We start from the raw sequence: 22,038 nt of genomic DNA, 5'->3' as shown, positions 1-22,038 counted from the left end.
AGACTAAAACAAACTTACGGGGTGCCTCTTCCGCCTGTCAATCTGCTTTGGGTGTTGTCGCGGCGTCGAAAGAGTGACCTGACCCCCTAGAAGCGATCCGCCGGTAAAGTGAGGCTGGCGGAACCGTGGAGGGTGTTGGGATGGCAAGAAAGCACCACAAGCCGGAAGAGATCATCGCCAAGCTGCGGCAGGTCGAGGTGCTGCTGGCGCAGGGCAAGACCGCCGCTGAGGCGGCACGCACGATCGGGGTGACCGAGCAGACCTACTACCGCTGGCGGAGCGAGTACGGTGGCCTGAAGTTGGACCAGGTGAAGCGGCTGAAGCAGTTGGAGCAGGAGAACGGCAGGCTCCGCAAGGCCGTGGCGGATCTGACGCTCGAGAAGCTGGTGCTCAAGGAAGCTGCATCGGGAAACTGGTGAGCGCCGCCCGTCGTCGCGCCTGCGTCGAGCACGTCACGGGCAGGCTGGACGTCTCGGAGCGGTTTGCCTGCAAGGTGTTGGGTCAGCACCGCTCCGTTCAGCGGAAGGCGCCGAGGCAGGCGGACGATGAGGCGGCGCTCACCGAGAGCATCATCGGCCTGGCCCGGCAGTATGGCCGGTACGGCTACCGCCGGATCACCGCGCTGCTCAGGGCCGAGGGCTGGCGGTGCAACCACAAGCGGGTGGAGCGCATCTGGCGTCGCGAGGGGCTGAAAGTGCCCGCCCGGCAGCCCAAACGCGGGCGGCTTTGGCTGGCTGACAGCTCCTGCGTGCGGCTGCAGCCGGAGCGGCCGAACCAGGTCTGGGCCTATGACTTCGTGGAGGACCGCACCCGGGACGGGCGCAAGTTCCGCATGCTGAATGTCGTGGACGAGTTCACCCGCGAGTGCCTGGCCATCCGAGTGGGTCGCCAACTCAGGGCCGCCGACGTCATCGACGTGCTGTCCGACCTGTTCATCCGGCGCGGCGTGCCGGGCCATGTTCGTTCGGACAACGGGCCCGAGTTCGCCTCCACGGCCGTGAAAGGCTGGATCACCGGCGTGGGTGCTAAGACAGCGTTCATCGAGCCCGGCAGCCCTTGGGAGAACGGCTACGTGGAGAGCTTCAACGGCAAGCTCCGCGATGAGCTGCTCAACGCCGAGGCGTTCAACACACTTGTCGAAGCCAAGGTCCTCATTGAGCAATGGCGACGGCACTACAACACCGTCCGCCCGCACTGATCACTGCGCTACCGACCGCCCGCGCCAGAGGTGCTCCTGCTCGCAACTCTGCAGCCTCCCGCAAGCCGTTCACCCAGCAGCTCAGGACCGGCCGCAGCCATGCTCAACTAAAAATCTGCCTGGATCCCTCCGTGGGGGCTGGTCATTCCATAGGTCCATGAATCGCCGGCCTAGCGAAAGGTGCTCGAAATGGGTGCGGAGGAGGGAGACAACCTCCTCCTGCCGCTCGCTGCGCACACTCCAAGCGCGGGCATCCCGTATCCAAGTGGCATTCACTGCGTGCTTGAGCTTCCGTTCCAATCCTTCATCGCGGGAAAACTTCAAAAGGAGATTCTCGCCGTTAGCGGTGCGGGTCAGATCAACCGACCCAATCACACGAGGAGGCGGCGGTGTATTTGGCATGATCATTTCGTCTTTCGGCCAAGGCCCAGATCCGGCACCCACGCGGGATTGCGTTGCGTCCGGTTTCGCCGGTATGGCCGATCGGGGCGTGGCAGAGGAGCGTTCATTCAGCACTAAACCCATGAAAGGCTTGGCATTTCTAGGAGCCTTCGGTATAGGTCCGCTTAGTAGCGGCGAGGGCCTTTGCGAAAAATGCTGGCGGTTGTTTTTGTCTGCCAGGGGCTTCGTTGATCAAAAGCGGTCTCTGTAATCGGGTCAGTCCATAACCGGCATGGTGGTCACGTCGCGGGTTCCTCGCTTCTGTTCGTGGTCGTCGTGGAGTCGCCACAGGCTACGGCCAGGCAAGCGGGGCGGACCAATCTAGCAAGTGGGCTCGGCGGATACCGGCACCGGCGTTGTTGCGGTCTCACCCTGCCGCGTCGCCGCGACAGGACGTCGGACGCTCGGGTAGGAAACGGCGGGCGGCTACGCCACGGCCGTCTCCTTCCCCCAGCGGAACTCGGTGCCGTCGCGCCACATGCCAAGCAGCACGACGGCGAGCTTGCGGGCAACCGCCACCTTGGCGCGGCGCATGGAGGAGCGGATCCGGCCACACCTGCGCCCGAGCAGTGGCTCGTGGCGGGTCAACTAGACCTACATTCGTGTGAAAGGGTGCTGGACCTATCTGTACCGCTCGGTCGACAGCCGGGGTCAGACGATCGCCTTTCTGCTCTTTGCCCGGCGGGACGCATCCGCCGCGAAGCGGTTCTTCCGAAAGGGGCTGCGCCAGCCACATACGGCCAACCCGAACACGCTCACCGTAGACACGAACCCTGCCTATCCACGCGCAGTGACGGAGATGAAGGATGCCGGCGAGCTCTGCCGCTCCTCACGGCTCCGGCAACGCAAATACCTGAACAACATTATCGGGCAGGACAACCGATGCGTGACGCAGCTGGTTCGGCCCGGGATGGGCTTTGGCAGTTTCCGGACAGCGCGACGAACGTTGGCAGGCTACGAGGCGATGGCGGTGATCAGAAAGGGGCAGCTTCGAAAAGTCGGCGGACGCGACATGCGGGGGCAGTCCGCCTGCCTCGCGGAGCTCTTCCACGCTGCGGCCTAATCCATAGCCCTCAAGCGCCATCCACAACCACACGAGATCTTTGCAACAGAACCGCCGCAGGCACGGCAGCGAAAGCGCCGATACCCCTGGGCTGTGCGGTCCCGCAGCTCGGTCCCCTCGGCCGAGCCGCAGCCCACGCACTTTATCTCAGGATCCCAGCCAGCCCCTAACACTCAGGAGCCTGTTCACGCATGCCCCGCCCTACCAATCCGGGTACCTCTGGCGCAAGAGCCGACGGATCTCTAGCGCGAACCCTGAAAGATCTGCCAATTAGTATCGGCAGGATTACTCGCTGCGTCTACATGGCGCTCATCGAACTCTGTTCTTGGCACGGCACCTTCACGCCGGCCCGCTTACGTGGTTTGGGAGAAGGTGTAGCTGCCTTCCCGCTGGCGCTGAGCGGCAGCTGCAGGAAGCCACCGCTGTTCTGAGAGACATCAAGGCCGTTCTCCAGCAGCACGGGCCAAAAGCACTCCACCCGCCCGGCCTCACCGCGCAGCGCCAGGAAGACAATGCGCTTGACGGCTCCGTCCGGCGCTGTCTCCACCGCGAAGCGGAACATCAGCCCCTCCGCCCCATCACTCCCGAGAGCCAGGGCGAGCTGCTCGGCCTCGCTCTCCTGCTGGCGTAGGGTTCGTCTGGAGGGCTCCTCGGCGTCACCCCGGTAGAAGCGCACCGGCACGCCCTCGACCAGGAAGACAAAGTGGTGGGTCTCGTCGAGCACACCGAGCCAGGCGTAGCGGCCGCTCTCGGCGGCGCGCGCCAGTTGGTGCTTGGAGAATGCGTAGGCTCGACAGCCGATCGACCAGGCATCGTCCCCGGCCCAGTAGTCGGCCGAGGCGATCGCGTCCGCCCGGCCGCGTGCCAGGAGGCGGGCCGCGGCGGTAAGCCGCTCCTCCGTGAGCGAGGGATGCAACTCCCACGGAAGGCGGCGCGGCGCAGGGGCCTCGGCAGAAGGAGGGCTCTCGTCCGTCATGACGGGATCATAACAGGGAAGTAGGGGTCCGCCAGAAGACATCACTGACCGTCTCCCGGACCAGGGTGCGCCTGCGCCCTGCCCAAACGAAGGCCGTGCCCGAGGACACTGCCGAGTCAGCTCCATCGGAGCGCAGGTGTACCATCGCGCGGGATAGCAGAGCCGCAACGTGCCCCTCAGAAGCGAGCGTCAACGCCGCCGGCCTCCGCGTTGCGATGGACTGCTTCGAATGGTGCGTGCGACGGCGGCCATTGGACAGATCCGGAGCGCCTAGTCTCGGAGTGGACGAGAAGAAGTAACCCAGGCTCCACGAGTGGAGCGTTCGAGGGCGGGCACACGTGCCGCCCCTCTCACGCTCCCCCTCGTGGAAGCTGGGTTGACCCGGCGGTGCTCAGCGGAGGATCCGCATGACACACAACACGAACGCCGCAGGTTGCGGCGAGGGTAACAGCAAGCCGAGCGGTGCCAAGCCGGGCGTGGCCAGCGACGAGTCCGTAAACGCAACGCCACCCGCAACGCGTGCGGGGGAGCGCTGGCGCGATTCCCTCCTCGTCGTCGGAGCGGGATGGCTGCATGCCTTTACACCGCGACCCAAGGGCGGCGGGCACGAAGGCGAGACCCCGCCGGCCCAGTACGACGCGCAGGCCGGGCGCAGCTACGTCGCGCGCCTGCGCCGGGAACGCGGTCTCAGCCCGGACCGGGTGGTCCGCCTTGCCCATCCCGATCTCCGGGCCGTGGCACTCTCGACCACCCGCCTTGTCGGCATGAGCGGTGATGGCGAGGCCGTCGGAGCCCTCCTCGGGGTGGCAGAGACCTCCAGCGCGGTGCAGGACGACGGCGGGAGTGCCGCAGCCGTGGCACGGCTCACGGTCGCCCTCGGCCTCGCCTCCGAGGAAGCCTGGCCAGCGGAGCCCGTGGCGCGCGTCCGCCTGCTCCTCGCGGCCCTGCATGCGGCGGGGGTGCATTGCGACGCGCCGGCCCGCGTCGCGCGCCTCGCGGCATGGATACTCGCCCTCAACGCCGATTCCGACCTTCCCGTCCCGTGCTCACCCGAGGAGCTCGTGATCTACGGGCGGCTGGCCGGGTTCGGCGCTGAAACGGACGTAGCGGAAGCGTCGCCACGGCTCAGCGCTGATGAACGTGAGACGCTGCCGGACGAGGAGCCTGTGCGGGCGCTCTTCCGCGAGGCGGCCCGGACCCTAGCGCGCCTCGCCACGGCCAGGGCTGCCTTCGCCTCGGCGCCCCCCACTGTGGGCAGCTGAACGGGCTGGGCCCGGGGGCATCCCCGGGCCCGCTCCCCCGTCCCTCACCTTCCCGCCACTCTCCAGGACATCAGATGAGTCAGAAACTTCCGCCGGCACGCCGACGCCACACGCGCCGGCGCATCCGTGAGCCACGGGTCCGAAAGCTACGCGCCTACCCGGCGATGCCGCCGCTCCGGAGGCACTACATGCTCCCGCCCGGGGCGACGAAAACCCCCCCAGTCGGACAGGGGTTCCTGTACGAACTTTATGAGGCCGGGGACGGCCCGCCGTTCTACGTCGGCGTGACGAGCCGGCACCTGAGTGATCGTCTGGCACAGCACGTCTCCTTCGCCCGTCACCGCCGCGGCAAGAACCCGCGCCTTGAAGCGCGGATCCGTGGCCTCGCCGAGCGCGGCGGCGTCCTCACCATGCGCGTGGTCTCTGAGCATGCCTGCGGGCCGGAACTGATCGTGGCTGAGCGGGCGCGCATCGCCGCGCTGCGTGCCACTCTCGGCAACAGCCTCCTCAACCTCGGGCCGGGGGGCGAGACCGCTCCCGCCGGCCGTCTCGTGCCGGTAGAGGAACGCGATCGCGCCCGCCTTGCCCGCCGCGCGCGGCAGCGGGACGAGGGCTACCGCCGCAACATGTCCCTCGCCTGCTCCCGCCGGCGCCATGACCCGGCGTTGCTGCACGCCCTCCTGGCCGACTTCGCCGCCGTCAACCCGGCGGTGCCGATGCGCGAGGTCTGCCGCCGGCACAGTACCGAGGAGACGCACCTCCTCGGCCTCCTGGCTGGTGCCCACAACAGCCTCGTAGTCGACCCGGAGCTCCTCATGGCTGCCCGCGCGGCCCAGGCTCGTCGCATCGCGCTCCGGACAGAGGTGGGTGCGGCCACGGCTGCTAGGCTCGCGCAGATTCTTCGGGCCTACCTCGGATCCCGCCCCGGCTCATCGCTCGCCGAGGCCGCGCGAGCACACGGCATGAAGGGACGGCGCTTGGTGGAGATGGTCCGCCGCCGCGAGCACGGCATTCCTGACGATCTCGCCCGTGCCGTCCAAGAGCGCATGGCCGAGGACGCCAGGCTTCGAGGGCGTGCTCTCGGGCGCCGCTCCCGCCGCGTCAACCGGCGCCTGCTTCGGTGGCTGCTGACGGCCTACTCGCGCCCGGGCTCGCTCCTCACCCTCGCCGAGATCGGCCGTCGCCTCCAAGTGACGCAGGGCGCCGTTTCGCACGCCATTGCTGGAAAGCGAGGGCAGTTACCCCTCCCCCGGCGCCTCGCCGCTGCGTGCCGAACCCGTGCGTATCTGGCCCGGTTAGCGTCGCTCCGGAGGGGAGCAGTTCCGCGATGAGCCCCCTCCCCTAACAGCGACACCTTTGCATCCGGCACCCGCGCCGGCTGCTACCCCGTCCTTTGTGGCGCCGCCGGCCGCCGGCACGCGCTCGCTGCTAACGCAGCCCTCGCCGCATGCGTGGAGGAGGACGGCGACGTCCTCCTCCTGCTCTCTGTAGGGCGCGCAGCCCGGGTTGCCGTCTCTCTTTGAGCGCCCTCGCCTGGCTCGAGGGTAGGGGCAGATTGCACCTTCCTTCCCCAGGGGTTCACAGCACCAATTGATGTCCCTCGCCCTCTAGCGCGATCACGCACCGTCCATGACAGACCCTCGGCTGCGATCTGCATCGATCTTCCGCCCGATGGCATCAGGCGCGGCCGCCTGCTCTCCAAGGTCCGACATCTTGACGTCCTCGCTGCTGACCTGTTCGCCATCGCCGATGGTTACCGCGCCCAAGATCAGCGTCCTTGCTGCTGTTCCCCTACTCCACTCATGGTGGTTAGAGGCACGGCGCGTACCCTGCCCCATAGGTGCTCGCCCAGCTGATCCTCGCCTCCCGCCCCGTCCAATAACCACGGCCAGCGTTGGGGCAGTCGGCGTTTGCGCGGGGAAGGTCCGTACACTGGACCGGCTCCGCCGCCTCGGTGAACCGGCGATCTCGCCAGGAAGCAGAGCGGCGGCTGGTCAAGGACCGCACCCCATCCGCCCCGTCGGGGAACGCCTGCAGCCGAGGGGATGGCGGAAAGTCGGGCGGCGCAGGGCACCGTCAATTTCCTCCACCATGCGCAAGCTGAACGGTAAGCGGAAGTAGGGACATACCAGCTTGGCTGGTGATCTCGGCCGGGAAGCAATAGCCAGCAAAGTTAGGGCAAGCGGCGGGGGGGGGGTAGTCATTTATGCGGACTTCCCGGTGGCGGGCCGCTTGGACAAGCTGGCGGCCAGCCAACTTGACAACGCCCGGCAGCAGGCCAGCAGGCTCGAGGAGCGGGCCTTCTCCGCTTCGCCCAGGTGCCCGTGCTCCACACGGCGCGACGGCACTGCGCGGCGCAGGTGACCTCTGTCCCGCCTTGGCTCATTGTACCGTGTCCTGCCTCAGGAGAGCCGATGTCCCCCTTCGTCCCCGGAACAGACCTCCGCATCGAGGGCCGCCCGGGCGGGCCGCTCTCCGGCCTGACTTTCGCGGCAAAGGACCTGTTCGACCTCGCCGGCCACCCGACCGGTGGCGGCAACCCGGATTGGGCGCGGCAGAACCCCGTGCCGGACCACCACGCCTGGGCGGTGCGGACGCTGCTCGACGCCGGCGCGACGCTGATCGGCAAGACGATCACCGACGAGGTCTCGCTCGGCATCCTCGGCGAGAACGCCTTCGAGGGCACGCCGCTCAACCCGGCGGCGCCGGGCCATGTGCCGGGCGGCTCCTCCTCCGGCTCGGCGAGCGCTGTCGCGCAGGGGCTCTGCGACACCGCGCTCGGCACCGATACCGGCGGCTCCGTCCGTGTGCCGGCGAGCTTCTGCGGCCTCTATGGCATTCGTCCGACACATGGCCGGCTGGACCTCTCCGGCATGATGCAGCAGGCGCCGAGCTCCGACACGACGGGCTGGTTTGCGCGCGACGCCGTGACCTTCGCCCGCGTCTCGGCAGTGATGCTGGACGAGGAGATCTCGCCTGCCCTGCCGACGCGGCTGGTCGTCGCGACCGACGCTTTCGGCTTCGCCGAGCCCGCGACGGCCGCTGCCGTCGCACCGGTTCTCGAGCGGCTGAAGCGCCTGGTCCCGGACTGGCGTGAGGAGGTGATGGCGCCAGCCGGCCTTGTCACCTGGGCCCGCGCGCAGCGCACGCTTCAGCCGGTCGAGGCATGGCAGACCTTCCAGGAGTGGATTGAGCGCGACAACCCGCGCTTCGCCTTCTCCGTCGCTCGCGGCTTGGCGCTAGGTGCGATGACGCCGGAGGCGGAGCGCGGCTGGGCGGCGCTGGTGCGGCAGGAGGCGCGCGGGCGGCTGCGGCACCTGCTGCCGCCGGGCACGGTACTCGCTATCCCGACCACACCCTTCCCGGCACCAAAGGCCGGGCTGCCGCTGCCCGTGCTGACGCCGCTGCGCGATGCGATCCTCTGCCTCTGCGCCCATGGCGGGTTGGCGGGTCATCCGCAGGTCACCATCCCTGGTGCGACGGTCGAGGGCAGGCCCGTCGGGCTCTCCCTGATCGCGGCACGGGGCGCGGATGCTATGCTGGTGCGGACAGCCCTTGCGATGGAGGCGTCCTGATGGAAGTGAACATCCCCGAGGTGGTGGAGGAGGTGCGCGCGCTGTTCGAATGCTACGAACAGGCGCTGGTCGCGAAGGATGTCGAGGTGCTGGACGCCACCTTCTGGAACTCGCCGCACACCATCCGCTACGCCATCCACGAGAATGGCTACGGCTTCGATGAGATCCACGCCCACAGGGTGCGTCGCCCGCCGGGGCCAGGCATCAAGGTCGGGCGGCGGCGCCTGGTGATCACCACGCTCGGGCGCGACATCGCGACGGTGAACCTGGAATTCGACATGCGCGGCCGCGACACCCCAGGCCGTCAGAGCCAGACCTGGGTGCGCTTCCCGGATATCGGCTGGAAGGTGGTCTCAGCGCATGTGTCGGTGACAGAGGCGACCCCCGCCTACTGAGGTGAGTATGCGTCCCGATCGTGCCGACCGCCTGAACATGCCCGGGCCTCGTCGGCCACCTGGCGCTTGGCGGTTCTGCCTTCTTCTTACCGGGCGCGTGGGGCTGCGTCTTCCGGAGCGAAGGACGGTGTCGTTCCAAGGACGTGCCTGCTCAAGGCCGCCCGAGGGCCACGGCATACCCGCGCGAAGCCCATGCTCCATGCTGGCCTCCTCGTGCAGGGCCAGCTAGCGTCCTGGCATGTGCAATCTCTACAGCATTCGCACGAACCAGGCCGCGATTGCGGCTGCTGCCGGCGCCCTGCGTGACCGCGCCGGGAACCTTCCGCCGCTGCCGGGCGTGTATCCCGACTACCCCGCCCCGATTATCCGCACGGCGGCCGACGGCGTGCGCGAGCTCGCCATGGCACGCTGGGGCATGCCTTCGCCCGCCTTCGCCCTCAAGGGCAAGAGGACCGATCCTGGGGTAACCAATGTCCGCAACACCGCATCGCCGCACTGGCGCCGGTGGCTCTCCCCGGAGCACCGCTGCCTCGTGCCCGTGACGGCCTTTAGCGAGCCGGACAAGATTGACGGAAAGTCGGTGCCGGCTTGGTTCGCCCTGGGCCAGGGCGAGGAACGTCCCCTCGCCTTCTTCGCCGGCATCTGGACGCCACAGTGGACCTCAGTGCGCAAATTGAGGGAGGGCGAGGTTACGGCCGACTTTTACGCCTTCCTCACCACCGAGCCGAACGCGGAGGTGGAGCCCATCCACCCGAAGGCCATGCCCGTGATCCTGACGCAGCCCGACCAGCTTGAGGCATGGATGACCGCACCCTGGGCCGTGGCGAAGGAGCTGCAGCGGCCATTGCCGGATGGAATGCTGCGGATTGTCGGGCATGGGCGTTTGGACGCGCCTCAGGAGGAGGACCTGGCGGGCGGTGACGTGCGCCCGGCGCGGGGCGGCCAGGCAACGCTTCTCTGAGCCCGTTACTGCAGATCGAGCGTCTCAAGAGCGTTCCGGGTGGCCTCGCCCAGGGCCGTGTTGTCAAAGATGCACCATGCCTCGCCGCCTTCCCGGACGGCCCCGCGTAGGCGCTCTGCGGTCTCGGCGATGACCTCGGCCGAGTAGGGCGAGTAGTAGACCTTGGGAGCGCCGTGCAGGCGAAAGTAGACGAGTCCCGGCCAGCCGCCAGGCTCGGCGGCGGCCGGGACCACGGCCGGGTCGGCCGCGACGCGCGCGACCTCGAACCGCGCAAGATGCGCGTCGCCCTCCCCCGTGAACCAGCTCCGGTGGCGCGGCTCGCAGGTCACAAGCCCGCCAAAGCGCGTGCGGAGCTCCTCGAAGAAGCTCTCCACAATGCCTTCGTCGTAGCGCAAGCTCGGCGGCAGCTGCACAAGCAGGGGTCCCAGGCGGCCGCCGAGCGCGACCGCCTCGTTCAGGAACCGTTGGAGCGGCTCGGCCGTTTCCTTCAGCCGGCGTTCATGCGTGATGGTCCGGGGCACCTTGACCGCGAAGCGGAAGCCCTCCGGTACGCTGGCAGCCCAGCGCGCGTAGGTTGCCGGCCGGTGCGGACGGTAGAAGGAGGAGTTGATCTCCACCGCAGGGAAGCGGCTCGCGTAACGCTCCAGATGGCTCCCCTCATCGGAGAAAGCATCGGTGTGCTGCTTGGGGATGCTCCAACCAGCCGTTCCGATATAACTTCGCGCCTGCACACCGCCTCCTGCTCCAGGGTGGACTGAATATTGGCTAAACGTCCCACTTTGTGCTTCCGAAACCGTTGAGCAAACTGAGCCGCAACGCTGCGGTCGTCACGTCGACCGTGCGCCCCAAATCGGGCGCCCGCCTGCCGGCGTTCGCTTCCTCTGGGCGGACAAGCAAATGGCAGCTTGAAATCAGCTAATCGAGGGGTTCATAAACCATGCTCGCCATTCAGGTCAGGCCTGGGTCGCGCTTCCCTCGCAGCGCATTCGACAGCCCCTCAACGGAATAGGGCTTGTGCAGCAGTTCGAATTCGTGGCTGCCGCCACTCGCAAGCACCTGACTATACCCGCTGGTCAGAATGATCCGAAGCGCGGGCCACTGGCGCCGGATCTCCCGGCCGAGTTCGAGCCCGCTCATCCCGGGCATGACCACATCTGAGAACACCAAGTCGAAATAATCCGCCTCCCTCTCAAGGATGCGCAGTGCGGCCTCTGCGTTCGGCGCCCACTTGGTCGTGTATCCCAGTTCCTCCAGCAGGCTCCTAGCAAACTCGCCCACTTCGATGTTGTCCTCCACCAGCAGCACATTCCTGTTCCCGGACTCCGGCGTCGCTATTCTCTCGGTGACAGTCGCGTTCGGAGCTATCGGCTTCTTCTCTGCCCTTGGAAGGTAGAGCGTGAAGGTTGCGCCCTGCCCCACCTTGCTTTCGACGTGAAGTTCCCCGCGCGACTGTTTGGCGAAGCCATAGACCTGGCTCAGGCCCAGCCCCGTTCCCTTGCCGACCTCCTTTGTCGTGAAAAATGGCTCGAAGATCCGCCCCAGCAACTCCGGTCTGATGCCGGCGCCCGTATCCGATACGGAAATGGCAACGAAGTTCCCCCGTGCGCCACGATGGCCGCGGGCTGGGGGAACCTCTGAGGCGAGCCACGTCCTGATGGTCAGGCGCCCTTCGCCGCCCATGGCATCCCGCGCATTGACCGCGAGATTGACGACGGCCGTCTCGAACTGGTTCGGGTCGGTCTCGACGGCGCATCCTTCGCAGTGGAGAGGGACATCGATCGTGATGCGTGGCCCCACCAGCGGCCGAATGAGACCGGCGAGCGCCTGAAGCCGATCACCGACGGCGAACACCTCGGGCTTGAGTGGTTGGCGCCGCGCGAAGGCAAGAAGCTGTCCTGTGAGCTTGGCCGCCCGGTCTGCCGTGTCCGAGATCGCTTCGGCGTAACGTTTCCGCCTTTCCTCCGGAACGCCCGGGCGGGCGAGCAGATCGGCGGAGGATCGGATGATGGTCAGGAGATTGTTGAAGTCGTGCGCTACGCCGCCGGTCAGCTGGCCCAATGCCTCCAGCTTCTGCGATTGCCGCAGGGTCTCCTCGGCCGCCATCAGCTCCGCGGTCCGCTCGGCGACCAGCTCCTCCAGCTCCTCGGCAGCCAAGCGGACTTCGGTGATGTCCAGGTTGCAACCTGTATACCCAAGGAACCTGCCGGCGTCATCCGTGCGCGGCACTCCCTCACAGCGCAACCATCGCACCTGGCCATCTCGGTTCCGGACCCGGGTTTCAGTTCGGAACACAGTCCGTGTCTCGAAGGCCGCGAGAAAAGCGTTGGTGTGCCGCTCGAGGTCCTCGGGCAGGACAATGCTGACCCACCCGTCTCCCAGTATTTCTGCCGCGGGCCGTCCGAACATGTGGTCGTGGTGCATATTGGCAAACGTGACCCGGCCTACCTCATCCGTCATCCAGATCAGCGCGGGGACACTGTCGGCCATGTGGCGGAAGCGTGCCTCACTCTCGCGCAGAGCTTGCTCGACCTCCTTACGGGCGGTGACATCGAGCACGAACTCGACCACCTCCTCCCCGACCTTGCGCGGCGCGAAAAGCCCCCACCAGCGCGAGCCATCCTTGCGGAAGTACTGCTTCTCATAGGGGGCAGCTTCGCCCCTGGTGGTCACATCCGCGACCGCCTTCAGCGAGGACGCGTGGAACTCCAGCGGGGTCAGCTCCTGCCAGGTCTTCCCGATCGCCTCCTCACGGCTGAAGCCGGTCATTCGCAGGAAGGCATCGCTCACCTCCGTGAGGCCGAAGCCAGGGCCCCAGAACATCACCCCGACGGTCGAGATGGAGAGGGCAGTCCGCAGCCGCTCCTCGCTGCGGCGCAGATCGGACTGGGTGGTCTCAAGCTCCGTGATGTCGCGCGAGGTGGCCAGCAAAAGACCTGATCCTGCACCAGTACTTGGTACCGCAGTCACCTGCACGTCCCACCACTTCGGCTTCCCCTTTGCCGTCGGGCAGCAGCCTTGGAAGCGGCCGACCTCGCCAGCCCTCGCCTTGGCCAGGGCGCCTTCCACCTTGCCGCGCTCATCCTGTGGCCAGAGCGACACCCAGGGACAGCCGCTCACAAAATGAGGTGTATCGATCTCCATCAGCCTGAGGCCTGGGCCGTTCATGAAGGTGAGCCGTCCTTCAAGGTCGAGGAGCTTCAGGCAGTCAGGATTGCTCTCCAGGACATTGCGGAGCAGCACCTTCGTGGCTTCCAGCCGCTGCCCGGCTTGGTGCTGCTCTGTGCGGTCCCGGACGATCTTGCAGTAGCCGAGATGTTCTCCGCTCTCGGCGTCCTCAAGGCGGGACATGGAACCCGCGCCCCAGAAGCGAGCCCCATCTTTCCGGAGATGCCACCGTTCATCCCTCGACAACCCGCTTGCCCGCGCCTCCTCAATCTCCTGCCCGCATGCCTCACGGGCCCGCTCCTTCGGCCAGAATATCATGGAGGCATGCTGTCCGACCGCTTCGACTGCGGACCAGCCCATCACACGTTCGGCGGCGCTGTTCCAACTCGTGATGAGGCCGTCGAGGTCAGTCGTGAAGATCGCGAAGTCGGCAGTGCTTTCCAGAACAAGCTCCGCAAGCCGTCCACGGCTCAGCTGGCCACCGCGCGGCGAACTAGCCGGCGCGCCGGTCATTTGATCCATCTGCATGAAGGTTAGACGCCTTGGCCCAATGGGAAGCGGTGTGCTCTATCTCGGTCTGCTCGAGTGGGCCCAGGGCGGCGCGCACAACCTCACTCGAGTTCTGGTATCGGCCAGAAGCGACTAATCTCGGAACGGAGCCGCAGAGTTGGCGCGTGACGGCCACATGAAGGCTGTTGTGTGCAGGCATGCCCCATTCTAATTGGGCGCAACGGGGGTGTCACCCGGCGGCACCTGCCCTGCCGAGCACTCCAGCCAGCTCGGGACGGCGCTGTTGCAGAGTTCAGGTGACTGGCACGACTACCCCTCTGTTCTGGTTTGATCAGATCGCGCCGACGGTGTCGGGCATGCCGAGCCGGTTATAGGTGTTGAGGATGGCGCAGCGGATCTGCACCTCAGCGACCTGACGGTCAGGATCATGCGCGGCCAGCCGCTCGCCAAGGCGCTTGAGGCCCGAGTTAGCGGTCTCGGCCAGGCTGCGGCTGTGGTAGCCGCTCCATCGCTTCCAGAGGCGCCGACCGAGGTGCCGAACCGCACGCAAGGTCTCGTTGCGCTCGTCCGCTCCGGCGGTGCGGGTATTCCAGGGTTTGCCGTTGCGCCGGGGTGGCACGAGGAGTGCCGCTTTCCGGGCCGCCGCGGCCTCGTGGACCGCACGGGTGTCGTAGGCGCCGTCGCCTGAGATGGGGGCGATCTATCTTGCTGTCCACGACGAGGAGCAGCGGCTCGCCCCGGGAACGGCAGGGGATGACCACCGTCAGGTCCCGCTGCCGGCGTGAGAGATTGCTGTAATGCGGCACCGGCCAGTCGAGCCTCGCCAGTCGGAGCAGGCTCCCCACCAAGCCCTGCGCCGCTCGCAGCGGCAGCTGGAAGAGCACCTCCAGCGTCAGCACGCATTGGATCGCCTGTCGCTGAAGACCCGAGGCCGGCCCCGCTTGCCCGTACCCTCCGGTGCATGCCAGGCCAGATCCGGCGAGAACCACAGCGTCAGGTCACCACGGCCGATCAGGCCCCGGTCGTACTCGCGCCAGTTCCGGACCCGGTACCGCTTCCTCGGCCGCTCAGGCCCCGCCGCATACTGCCTCATGGCCGATCATCCACGAGCTTTCCGCAACAACGCCTTGGCCGAGCCCGACCGGATGATAGCCGTTACCGGCGTGACGCAGGCTGCTGGCACAGTCGAACAGGATCGCGACATTCTTGTGTCCGAGGAGCGGCGCCTTCTCCAGCTTGCCCCGCCGGAGGGGTTCACCGGGGCATCACCAAGCTCGAAGCGCGCTGCTGGCTGGGGGAAATGACATTATCGGCGACGCCCTGAACACTGAGCGGAACCGATGGCGCATCCGGCATCGTGCGCTCTACGATGCAGAGGGAACGCGATGGTGGTGGTCCGAGGTCCGCGCCAGGATAGACGTGGCAATCCAGGGCTAACGCCTCCAAGGTGTCCAGCAAGTCGAACGGGTGGGCTCTGCCGAGGCTGGCAGCAGCTCGCTCAGCCAGCGTGACGTCCAGACGGCGGCATCGAACCCCTCCGGGTTGCCCGACTCCTCCACAATGGCCTGGATTTGCCCGACCAGCCGGGCGATGCCGAGCACGCGCTCGCTCTCGGCAGGTGGCAGCCGGTCCCCTGTACGTTACGGTTCATGGTAGCCGCCGAGATATTCAGCGTCCGCATGGCCACGGCATGGGTGACGACGAGGTCGGCGAGGATGCGCTTAGCCTCGGAGGCGTGGAGGCCGCTCTTGATCATGCCGATCCGTTTGATCGGTTCGGCCCGGAACACCTCTACGCAGGATAGGGAAGACCCAACAGACCTCCGCACCAGCGTGCGGCGCGAGCAGGTCACCGTGTTATCCCGCAGCAACATATTTTTGCGTCTTCGAGCAACCTATAAGATCAAATGATCTGTAAAGTGCGGAGCTTCCCAGCCACGGGCAAAGCTCGGCGCTTTGGATTCCCCCGAAGGGCCTTGCCCGACGCTACAGGATCAGTCCGAAGACCGTCGAAAGGTGGCCTACCTACACAGTGCCTCACACGGTACCCCGTCCCGGTCCCCGTCCAGGCGTGAGAGCCCGCACTGTTGGAGATAGAACCGGGCCTCTGCACAGCTCGTCATCTCCCGGCAGTACTGCTTCGCTCCACAGCTGAAGCTGCTGCTTGTCGGTGGTGAGGATCGCGCAGGAGCCGCTGGAGCCGACGTTGTCGGAAGAGCTCCACCGTTCCGCTGCGCAGCGCGCCACTCCCAGGGGGGCGTCCGCTCGGCCTCGGGCAGTGCCCACAGGCCGCGGCGAGCAGTCTTCGCTTCGGCCTCCAGCTGCAGCAGCGAGGCATCCCGGCTGTACTGGCGATAGACCCAGGCCGCTCCCTGCCGAACCATCTCGGCATTCACGTCCAGAGGGCCCGCATAGACCCGCCCCACTGGCCGGCCATAGCGATCAGTGTCCTGCACCACCACCCGAACGTTCTCGCCGAACACCAGGCCCGAGAGGACCTGCTGTGCCCGTGTGCCGTAGGGCTGCCGGCTCTCCGGCGTATCTATCTCGCCCAAACGGACCCTGACCTGACGACGCTCCGCGGTCAGGAGGGTGAGGGTGTCCCCGTCCGAGAGGCCGACAACCCGGCCGAGGAGTTCGGCGGCCCAGGCCGGAGGGGCGGCGAGGACGCCTGCCAGGAGCAAGAGAGCTGCCGAGCAGCGTCGAAGAGCAGAGAGCATGCTCTTTCGTGCCACAGCCGCTTCCTGCCGTGTAGCGGCTGGGCAGAGCTGTCCCTCTTTGGCAAGCTCGCGAAATGCTCGACCACACGCGCTCCATCCCCTCACCTGGCCCAGGCGAGGATACCCTCGCCCGCCGGATCGCCCTATGCAGTGAGGCACTCGCCCCGCCCCTGGGCGCCCTCTCTCTGCAAGCAGAGGGAGCCGGCTGGAGCCGGCGAGAGATCGCCGCGGCAGTGATGGCCTGGGCGGTGACACAGGCCACGCTGCTGGATGGCGGTGAGGCGGTGACCGAGGCCCTCATGGCATCTCTCGACATGGCGCGCCTGCGGGAGCCCAGGGCGTGAGCGACGACAGCGCCAGCACGGTCCGCCTGCCCCGCTACGAGGTTGGGATAGACAGCTACCGGGCGGCGAAGATGCTGGTCGACAAGCATGGCGAGGGGGCGAAGGCCTTCGCCGGCCGGCGCCTCCAGGAGCTGATGGAGGCCGGCGACGAGGCTGGGGCTGCGGCCTGGGCGGACATCCTTTTCGCGATCGGGGAGATGCGCCGCGGTCCCCGGCCGGGGGAGGCTAGGAACTGAGCACCAGCTCCGGCGTGTGACCTGCCCATCCCTGTATGCCGTGAAGGCGCGAGGCGAGCACCGGGGCCTCCACATGCTCGCCGGCCTCGTCGCCGTGCATCGCCGCGTGCAGCGCCTCCTCGGTCCCCGGCCAGCGGGCTGGGCCGAAGTCATAGAACCGATAGCGCGCATCGGTGATCGGGAGGAGGTTCACATCGGGGCGCTGCTGCGGATGCAGGAAGCCGATCATGGGCAGGTGGATCGTTCGGGCCCGGGACAGCCAGGCGGCGAGCCAGGAGAAGGTGCTGACCGAGCACACCACATGCCGAGCCAGTCGGATGGTCGCGAAGTCCTCCATGGCCCCCATGGACGGGATGAACTTCGCCAGTGGAAAGCGGGCACGCAGCGCCTCGGAGTAGGGATCCCGGCCAAGCTGGCCCATGAAGACCGGGCACAGGCGCGTCTCCTCCACCAGGCGCGCGTAGAAGGAGATGGGCAGAGGGCGCATGCCGGCATGTGGCTGGTCGTTCGACTGGGGCAGTCGCACGTTGATGACCAGGGTGTCCTCCCCAAAGCGGGGCACCTTGAGGGACGGCGGTGCGAAGATCCGGCTTGCCTCCTTCAAGGAGGGGAGCAGCTCCATGCGGCATGCCAGTGCGCTGGTCTCCACCCCCTTCACGATGCCGCTCCGGACAAGGTGAAGGATGGCAGGGAGGTTCGGATGGTGGCCCTGGATCGATATGGATGGGAACGGGACAGGGATCTTCGGGGGCAGGATTCCCCAGGTGGGGAGAGGGCTCCCGGTCAACACCGCTCCGCGCAGCTCACCCACGAGGCGATGTGCGAAGAGGTAGACGAACATGCGATTGCCAAGATGGCCGATCCCGTTCGCCCGGACGACGACCGCGCTACCGCTCTCGGCCGGATCCATCCCTGCTACGGCTAATGCCAGATCAGTCTGATGCATCACTGAAGAGTATCAAGCCGAAGGGTTCGCGCCAGCCTTCTTCAGGCTCAGCCTGCGCGCCTCCCCCTTCTCCGCGATATATTCCGCTCGAGCCGCCTCAAAACGGCGTGGATGGCGGCTCGAGTGTCCGGAGTCTGCCGCGGCTCTGAACTCCGAACCCGTCACGCGAGGGGGACGGCGTTGTACCCCCGCAGTTGGTGAGACACCAGTTGGCATGGAGCGCAACTGGCAAGAATATTGGTTGAAGGCTGAGCCTGACACGCGGCATCCGGCGGTCTGAATCCGTGTCGCTCTATACGCTAAGCTCAGTCATGATCTGGCTGAACTCGAGCAGCGCCGGGTAGAGTTGCACGACGGTTTCGGAAATCCCCACATCTAGGAGGTTCTCCCAGGGGAGCGGAATGAGGTATTCGGCGAAGTCCTTCCGCTCGGGTGCCAGACAAGTGCGAGTTCTCCACGTCGAGGAACGTCAGCTCACTCTGGAACAAGTTGGACAAGCAGTGGCTACGATTGGGAATAGTGCAGCAAGAGGGCCACCACGATGCCGCTGGCCAAGCCACCGAAGTGCTGGCGCACGGCCTGGCGAAAGGAACTGGGATTTTAAGCGGTTGCCGCGCCAGGTGCCGTGAAGAGCCACGGCCCCGGAACTGTGGTGGTCGATAGCGACGAACGCCACCGCCTGCCCATCGCCCGTTAAGGTGGTGGTCGTATCGGTGCCCCACATCGTGTCCAACGTTTCCGCCATGACGGTGCGATCGTGATTGCGAGGAGCCCGAGGCCCGCCGACCCGTGCGCCCCCTTCAGTGCCAATTGACACCTGAGCTTTAAAAGAGATTCGATCCAAAGCAGACGCCCGGAGGGGCCACGTCCGCCGAGTTCCTCAAGCGCGATCAGGTGCGAGCGGCTGAGCCCTCCTCACGCGGCCCGCACCTCATGGACGAAATGGGTGACGGTGCCGTTGAGGGTTTCCGCCTGCTGGGCGAGGTCCGAGGCGGCGGAGAGGACCTGGGAGGCGGCGGCGCCGGTTTCGGCCGAGCCCTGGCTGACGCTGGCGATATTGGCTGAGACCGCCCCGGTGGCGTGCGCCGTTTCCTGCACGGTCCGGGCGATCTCGCCGGTCGCCGCGGTCTGCTCCTCCACCGCGGCCGCGATCGCCACCGCGATGCCGCTCACCTCCTCGATGGTGCGGCCGATGCCGCCGATGGCCAGCACCGCCTGATCGGTCGCGGCCTGGATCTCGGCGATCTGGGCGCCGATCTCCTCGGTTGCCTTGGCGGTCTGGGCGGCCAGCGTCTTCACCTCCGAGGCGACGACCGCGAAGCCCCGCCCGGCCTCCCCGGCCCGCGCCGCCTCGATGGTGGCGTTGAGGGCCAGCAGGTTGGTCTGGCCGGCGATGCTGTTGATCAGCCGCACCACATCCCCGATCCGGGCCGCACCCTGGGCCAGCGCCTGCACGGTCGCGTCGGTCTGCCGCGCATCCTGCACGGCGCGGCCCGCGACGGTGGTGGCCTGTGACACCTGGCGGCTGATCTCGCCGATGGAGGCGGTCAGCTGCTCGGCTGCCGCCGCCACGGTCTGCACCCCCGCGCTCGCCTGCTCGGCGGCCGAGACCACCTGGCCTGCCCGGTTGCTCGTGCCCTCGGCGGTGGAGGTCATGCCGCGCGCCGTCGCCTCCAGCTCGGTGGAGGCCGAGGACAGGGTGCGCACCATCTCCCCCGCCCGCTCCTGGAAGCCGCGCACCAGCGCCTCCATCCGCGCCGCGCGCGCCTCCCGCAGGGCGCGGGCCGCCTCGGCCTCGGCCTCCAGCCGCCGCTGGGCCACGGAGTTCACCCGCAGCACCTCGATCGCGCCGGCCATCTCTCCCACCTCGTCGCGCCGGCCGCGATGGTGGAGGTCGATCTCCAGTTCGCCCGCGGCGATCCGCCCGACATCCGCGGTCAGCTCCCGCACCGGCGCCACCAGCCGCCGCAGCAGCAGCACCACCCCGCCCGCCGCGAGCAGCAGCGCGAGCAGCGCGAGGGCGAGGCTGCCGATCATCCGGCTGCGCGCCGCCGCGGCGCTGGCATCGCCCTGCTCGACCGCCGCGTCCAGCGCCGCGTCGCGCAGCGGAAGGGTGGCGAGGAGGGCCGGGACGGTCCAGCCCGCATAGGCCTGCGGGGTGCCGGGCCAGGCCGGCGCGCCGGGCTTTCCGAGGCTGCCCGCCGCCGCATCCACATAGGAGCGGTAGATCGGCTCGATGCCGCCCCGATGCTCCCTCTCAACCTTTTCCAGGATGGCGAGCAGCGCTGGGTCGCCCTGGGTCCTGGTCAGCCGCGCCGCCGTGTCCAGGGCCGCATCCGTCCGGCCGGTCAGGACCAGCGCATGGCTGACGCTGGCCGGGGTGACAGGCGCCCCGCCCAGCCAGGCATTGATCTGGAGGCTGCGGCTGCCGAGCTCGCTCCGCAGCATGGTGACCTCGCGCCCGATCTCGGCCAGCTGCGCCATGCCCGGCGCCAGGGCCCGGATGCGTGCCTCCGCCCCGCGGGCCACCTGCTCCAGCAGCTCGAGGATGGCGCCGCGCTCGGCCATGAGCTGCGCGACCAGGGCCGGGTCGGGCTCCCTCTGGCTCCGTGCCAGATGCGCCTCCACCTGGCGCCGCATGGCATCCAGCCGGCGTGCCGCCTCCTCCAGCGGGCGCGCATCCTGCCCGTCCGCCTGGACGTTCCGGCGCGTGGCCGCGAGCAGCTCGTCCGTCACCTCGCGGCCCCGCTGCAGCGCCGTCCGGTCCGCCGTGCCGGTGCGCGCCGCCGCGCTGAGCAGGCCGCTCTCCACCCCAAGGGTGGTCATCCCGCGCATCACGCCGCTCAGCACGCGTGTCGAATAGGTCGCGCGCGCGGCCCTGTCCCAGTTCGTCCAGGCCGTCCAGGAACTCCAGCCCAACCCCACAAGGCCGGGCAGGGCAACGGCGGCGACACCGGCCAGGAGAAGGGTACGAACGCGCATATTGAATCCCTTTGCTGCTGGCACTTTGCAGCAGGGCTGTTAATCCATCGTTAATTCAAAACCTGAGCGGACTGCGGCCAAGAGCACACTCGCGAAGCAATAATCATCCGCTGCTGTTGACCATGCTCCCGGAACTGGCCCGGCTTGCTGGAGAGCCTGCCGACTTTTTCAGAGGCCATTTCGGGCTGCCTAAGCAGCAGACCTTGGCCGCGCGGGACGGGGCATTGGCGCCGGGTCACGTCAGCGCTCCTGGATCATCATGCGGAAGGCGGCGGCGAAGCTCACCCCCGCCGCCTCGGCGGCGATGCGGTCCACCACGATCTCCACGCGCGGGCTGGCGCGCACCCGCAGCACCGTCGTCCCGGGTTCCGCCGCCTCCGCGCCGGCGGTGATGGTCACGATTCCCGTGCGGGCCACGGCCTGCGCGATGCGGCCGGTATGGGGCAGCGCCGAATCGGTCAGCAGCAACGCCACCACCCCGCCTTGCCGCACCTCCCGGACCGCCATCAGGCTCGGGCGCAGCGTCAGGTTCCCGGCACGCAGCCCATCCCCAAAGCTCGCCGCGACGCGGAGCGCCTGGGCGAGGCCCTCGACCGAGTTCTCGCCGTAGACGATGCCGATCTCGGCCGGGCCGACGGGCGGCTCCTCGAGGAAGGCCAGCGCGCGGACGGCCACCTGCAGGTCCCGCAGACCCGGCTCGGCGCGGCCGGAGCTGCCGACGGAAAGGAAACACATCGAGAGAGCGCACAGAGCAGGACGAAGTACTTGCTGACGCCGCGCAGCAGCATCTCTCCGATTAACGTGCTGCCGTACAACTATGGAACGGCGTGTGCCACCTGGGCTGTAAGGCACCTGAAAACAGTCCCAGCGCTGGTCAGGGGTTCTTGGGAGCCATCAGGTCCTACAATGCAGGCGGACTGTTAACAAAACGACAACGTTCATCATGTCTTTTCTCAGCGCTTAGCACGCGAGTGGTTTGTATGGCTCATCGGCAGGCGCACAAGCGCCACGCTGATCCGTGGTTTCTTCCACGCTGTGCGTCCCCCGAGGGGTGAACCCCAATTTCTGCTAACCAAGCCGCCACGGAGCCGCATCCCAGGGCACCCAGGGGGATCACCCTCGTTGTCACGGCCCTGGCGGCCCTGGCGGCGCTGCTGATGGCGGCCGCGCTGCCCGTGACCTATTTTTCCGCCTCCCATTACCGCATCCTCGGCGGGCTCGAGGCCAGCGCGCGCCTCCATGCGGCGGAGGTGGTGGAGCTGGCG

18 protein-coding genes and 3 pseudogenes are annotated in these 22,038 nt (G+C 67.6%); 10 read left to right on the top strand and 11 right to left on the bottom strand.

The window, feature by feature from the left end:
* Positions 1-140 precede the first annotated feature (140 nt).
* Positions 141-1,309: pseudogene (locus J8J14_RS21575) on the top strand (IS3 family transposase).
* Positions 1,310-2,065: 756 nt separating this feature from the next.
* Here the strand turns inward: J8J14_RS21575 and J8J14_RS21570 are convergent.
* A pseudogene (locus J8J14_RS21570) lies at positions 2,066-2,182 on the bottom strand (IS110 family transposase); the annotation flags it as partial.
* A 61-nt stretch (positions 2,183-2,243) separates the two neighbouring features.
* Between J8J14_RS21570 and J8J14_RS21565 the strand changes: the two are divergent.
* The gene (locus tag J8J14_RS21565; RefSeq protein WP_209381620.1) at positions 2,244-2,702 is read left to right on the top strand and encodes a DDE-type integrase/transposase/recombinase; all 459 of its coding nucleotides are present in this window, start codon (positions 2,244-2,246) and stop codon (positions 2,700-2,702) included.
* 298 nt (positions 2,703-3,000) lie between these two features.
* Here the strand turns inward: J8J14_RS21565 and J8J14_RS21560 are convergent, their stop codons facing one another.
* On the bottom strand, positions 3,001-3,678 hold the full coding sequence (locus J8J14_RS21560; protein ID WP_209381619.1) for a hypothetical protein: 678 nt from the start codon (positions 3,676-3,678) through the stop codon (positions 3,001-3,003).
* 407 nt (positions 3,679-4,085) lie between these two features.
* On the opposite strand from J8J14_RS21560, the gene J8J14_RS21555 reads away from it, so the two are divergent.
* Together J8J14_RS21555 and J8J14_RS21550 are read left to right on the top strand one after the other, a co-directional pair.
* A complete protein-coding gene (locus J8J14_RS21555; protein ID WP_209381618.1) occupies positions 4,086-4,940 on the top strand; it encodes a hypothetical protein in 855 nt (284 codons plus the stop codon).
* A gap of 188 nt (positions 4,941-5,128) precedes the next feature.
* Positions 5,129-6,271 (top strand): hypothetical protein, encoded by a 1,143-nt coding sequence (locus J8J14_RS21550; RefSeq protein ID WP_209381617.1) that lies wholly within the window; start codon positions 5,129-5,131, stop codon positions 6,269-6,271.
* Positions 6,272-6,556: 285 nt separating this feature from the next.
* On the opposite strand, the gene J8J14_RS21545 is transcribed toward J8J14_RS21550, so the two are convergent.
* A complete protein-coding gene (locus J8J14_RS21545) occupies positions 6,557-6,706 on the bottom strand; it encodes a hypothetical protein (RefSeq protein ID WP_209381616.1) in 150 nt (49 codons plus the stop codon).
* 648 nt (positions 6,707-7,354) lie between these two features.
* On the opposite strand from J8J14_RS21545, the gene J8J14_RS21540 reads away from it, so the two are divergent.
* The 3 genes from J8J14_RS21540 (at position 7,355) to J8J14_RS21530 (ending at position 9,871) form a co-directional block, all read left to right on the top strand.
* Positions 7,355-8,515, top strand: a complete 1,161-nt coding sequence (locus J8J14_RS21540) for an amidase (RefSeq protein ID WP_209381615.1) — start codon at positions 7,355-7,357, stop codon at positions 8,513-8,515.
* Positions 8,515-8,910 (top strand): oxalurate catabolism protein HpxZ, encoded by a 396-nt coding sequence (hpxZ, locus tag J8J14_RS21535; RefSeq protein WP_209381614.1) that lies wholly within the window; start codon positions 8,515-8,517, stop codon positions 8,908-8,910. The genes J8J14_RS21540 and hpxZ overlap by 1 nt, the downstream gene beginning before the upstream one ends.
* Before the next feature lie 238 nt (positions 8,911-9,148).
* Positions 9,149-9,871 (top strand): SOS response-associated peptidase, encoded by a 723-nt coding sequence (locus tag J8J14_RS21530; protein WP_209381613.1) that lies wholly within the window; start codon positions 9,149-9,151, stop codon positions 9,869-9,871.
* A 5-nt stretch (positions 9,872-9,876) separates the two neighbouring features.
* On the opposite strand, the gene J8J14_RS21525 is transcribed toward J8J14_RS21530, so the two are convergent.
* The 4 genes and pseudogenes from J8J14_RS21525 to J8J14_RS21510 form a co-directional block, all read right to left on the bottom strand.
* On the bottom strand, positions 9,877-10,602 hold the full coding sequence (locus J8J14_RS21525) for a DUF72 domain-containing protein (protein WP_209381612.1): 726 nt from the start codon (positions 10,600-10,602) through the stop codon (positions 9,877-9,879).
* A gap of 217 nt (positions 10,603-10,819) precedes the next feature.
* On the bottom strand, positions 10,820-13,564 hold the full coding sequence (locus J8J14_RS21520) for a hybrid sensor histidine kinase/response regulator (RefSeq protein WP_209381611.1): 2,745 nt from the start codon (positions 13,562-13,564) through the stop codon (positions 10,820-10,822).
* Positions 13,530-13,745: a ribbon-helix-helix domain-containing protein gene (locus J8J14_RS25785; RefSeq protein WP_209381610.1), complete on the bottom strand. Its 216-nt coding sequence runs from the start codon at positions 13,743-13,745 to the stop codon at positions 13,530-13,532. Before J8J14_RS25785 ends, J8J14_RS21520 begins: the two co-directional genes overlap by 35 nt.
* A 132-nt stretch (positions 13,746-13,877) precedes the next feature.
* Positions 13,878-14,639, bottom strand: a pseudogene (locus tag J8J14_RS21510) (transposase).
* Between J8J14_RS21510 and J8J14_RS21505 the strand changes: the two are divergent.
* Positions 14,638-14,850 (top strand): hypothetical protein, encoded by a 213-nt coding sequence (locus tag J8J14_RS21505; RefSeq protein WP_209381609.1) that lies wholly within the window; start codon positions 14,638-14,640, stop codon positions 14,848-14,850. The pseudogene J8J14_RS21510 and the gene J8J14_RS21505 overlap by 2 nt on opposite strands.
* Positions 14,851-15,566: 716 nt before the next feature.
* On the opposite strand, the gene J8J14_RS21500 is transcribed toward J8J14_RS21505, so the two are convergent.
* Complete coding sequence (locus J8J14_RS21500) at positions 15,567-16,265, bottom strand: thermonuclease family protein (RefSeq protein ID WP_209381608.1); 699 nt, start codon at positions 16,263-16,265, stop codon at positions 15,567-15,569.
* Positions 16,266-16,339: 74 nt separating this feature from the next.
* Here J8J14_RS21500 and J8J14_RS21495 point away from each other — a divergent pair, with 74 nt between their 5' ends.
* The gene (locus J8J14_RS21495) at positions 16,340-16,609 is read left to right on the top strand and encodes a hypothetical protein (protein ID WP_209381607.1); all 270 of its coding nucleotides are present in this window, start codon (positions 16,340-16,342) and stop codon (positions 16,607-16,609) included.
* Positions 16,606-16,845: a hypothetical protein gene (locus J8J14_RS21490; protein ID WP_209381606.1), complete on the top strand. Its 240-nt coding sequence runs from the start codon at positions 16,606-16,608 to the stop codon at positions 16,843-16,845. Before J8J14_RS21495 ends, J8J14_RS21490 begins: the two co-directional genes overlap by 4 nt.
* On the opposite strand, the gene J8J14_RS21485 is transcribed toward J8J14_RS21490, so the two are convergent.
* The 3 genes from J8J14_RS21485 to J8J14_RS21475 form a co-directional block, all read right to left on the bottom strand.
* Positions 16,835-17,467, bottom strand: a complete 633-nt coding sequence (locus J8J14_RS21485) for a hypothetical protein (protein WP_209381605.1) — start codon at positions 17,465-17,467, stop codon at positions 16,835-16,837. The genes J8J14_RS21490 and J8J14_RS21485 overlap by 11 nt on opposite strands.
* A gap of 1,239 nt (positions 17,468-18,706) precedes the next feature.
* On the bottom strand, positions 18,707-20,773 hold the full coding sequence (locus tag J8J14_RS21480) for a methyl-accepting chemotaxis protein (protein ID WP_209381604.1): 2,067 nt from the start codon (positions 20,771-20,773) through the stop codon (positions 18,707-18,709).
* A gap of 240 nt (positions 20,774-21,013) precedes the next feature.
* A complete protein-coding gene (locus J8J14_RS21475) occupies positions 21,014-21,508 on the bottom strand; it encodes a hypothetical protein (RefSeq protein WP_209381603.1) in 495 nt (164 codons plus the stop codon).
* Between the last annotated feature and the right edge of the window lie 530 nt (positions 21,509-22,038).

Source organism: Pararoseomonas baculiformis (assembly GCF_017813395.1).
Lineage (GTDB): Bacteria > Pseudomonadota > Alphaproteobacteria > Acetobacterales > Acetobacteraceae > Roseomonas > Roseomonas baculiformis.
The sequence above is the reverse complement of the archived record's forward strand: the minus strand, read 5'-3'. Positions and strand labels throughout refer to the sequence as shown.

Coding starts and splice junctions, on each gene's coding strand:
- J8J14_RS21495 (WP_209381607.1), top strand. CDS start 16,340: ATGCTCGACCACACGCGCTCCATCCCCTCACCTGGCCCAGGCGAGGAT.
- J8J14_RS21500 (WP_209381608.1), bottom strand. CDS start 16,265: ATGCTCTCTGCTCTTCGACGCTGCTCGGCAGCTCTCTTGCTCCTGGCA.
- J8J14_RS21520 (WP_209381611.1), bottom strand. CDS start 13,564: ATGCAGATGGATCAAATGACCGGCGCGCCGGCTAGTTCGCCGCGCGGT.
- hpxZ (WP_209381614.1), top strand. CDS start 8,515: ATGGAAGTGAACATCCCCGAGGTGGTGGAGGAGGTGCGCGCGCTGTTC.
- J8J14_RS25785 (WP_209381610.1), bottom strand. CDS start 13,745: ATGCCTGCACACAACAGCCTTCATGTGGCCGTCACGCGCCAACTCTGC.
- J8J14_RS21505 (WP_209381609.1), top strand. CDS start 14,638: ATGGCCGATCATCCACGAGCTTTCCGCAACAACGCCTTGGCCGAGCCC.
- J8J14_RS21480 (WP_209381604.1), bottom strand. CDS start 20,773: ATGCGCGTTCGTACCCTTCTCCTGGCCGGTGTCGCCGCCGTTGCCCTG.
- J8J14_RS21485 (WP_209381605.1), bottom strand. CDS start 17,467: ATGGAGCTGCTCCCCTCCTTGAAGGAGGCAAGCCGGATCTTCGCACCG.
- J8J14_RS21530 (WP_209381613.1), top strand. CDS start 9,149: ATGTGCAATCTCTACAGCATTCGCACGAACCAGGCCGCGATTGCGGCT.
- J8J14_RS21550 (WP_209381617.1), top strand. CDS start 5,129: ATGCTCCCGCCCGGGGCGACGAAAACCCCCCCAGTCGGACAGGGGTTC.
- J8J14_RS21540 (WP_209381615.1), top strand. CDS start 7,355: ATGTCCCCCTTCGTCCCCGGAACAGACCTCCGCATCGAGGGCCGCCCG.
- J8J14_RS21555 (WP_209381618.1), top strand. CDS start 4,086: ATGACACACAACACGAACGCCGCAGGTTGCGGCGAGGGTAACAGCAAG.
- J8J14_RS21560 (WP_209381619.1), bottom strand. CDS start 3,678: ATGACGGACGAGAGCCCTCCTTCTGCCGAGGCCCCTGCGCCGCGCCGC.
- J8J14_RS21475 (WP_209381603.1), bottom strand. CDS start 21,508: ATGTGTTTCCTTTCCGTCGGCAGCTCCGGCCGCGCCGAGCCGGGTCTG.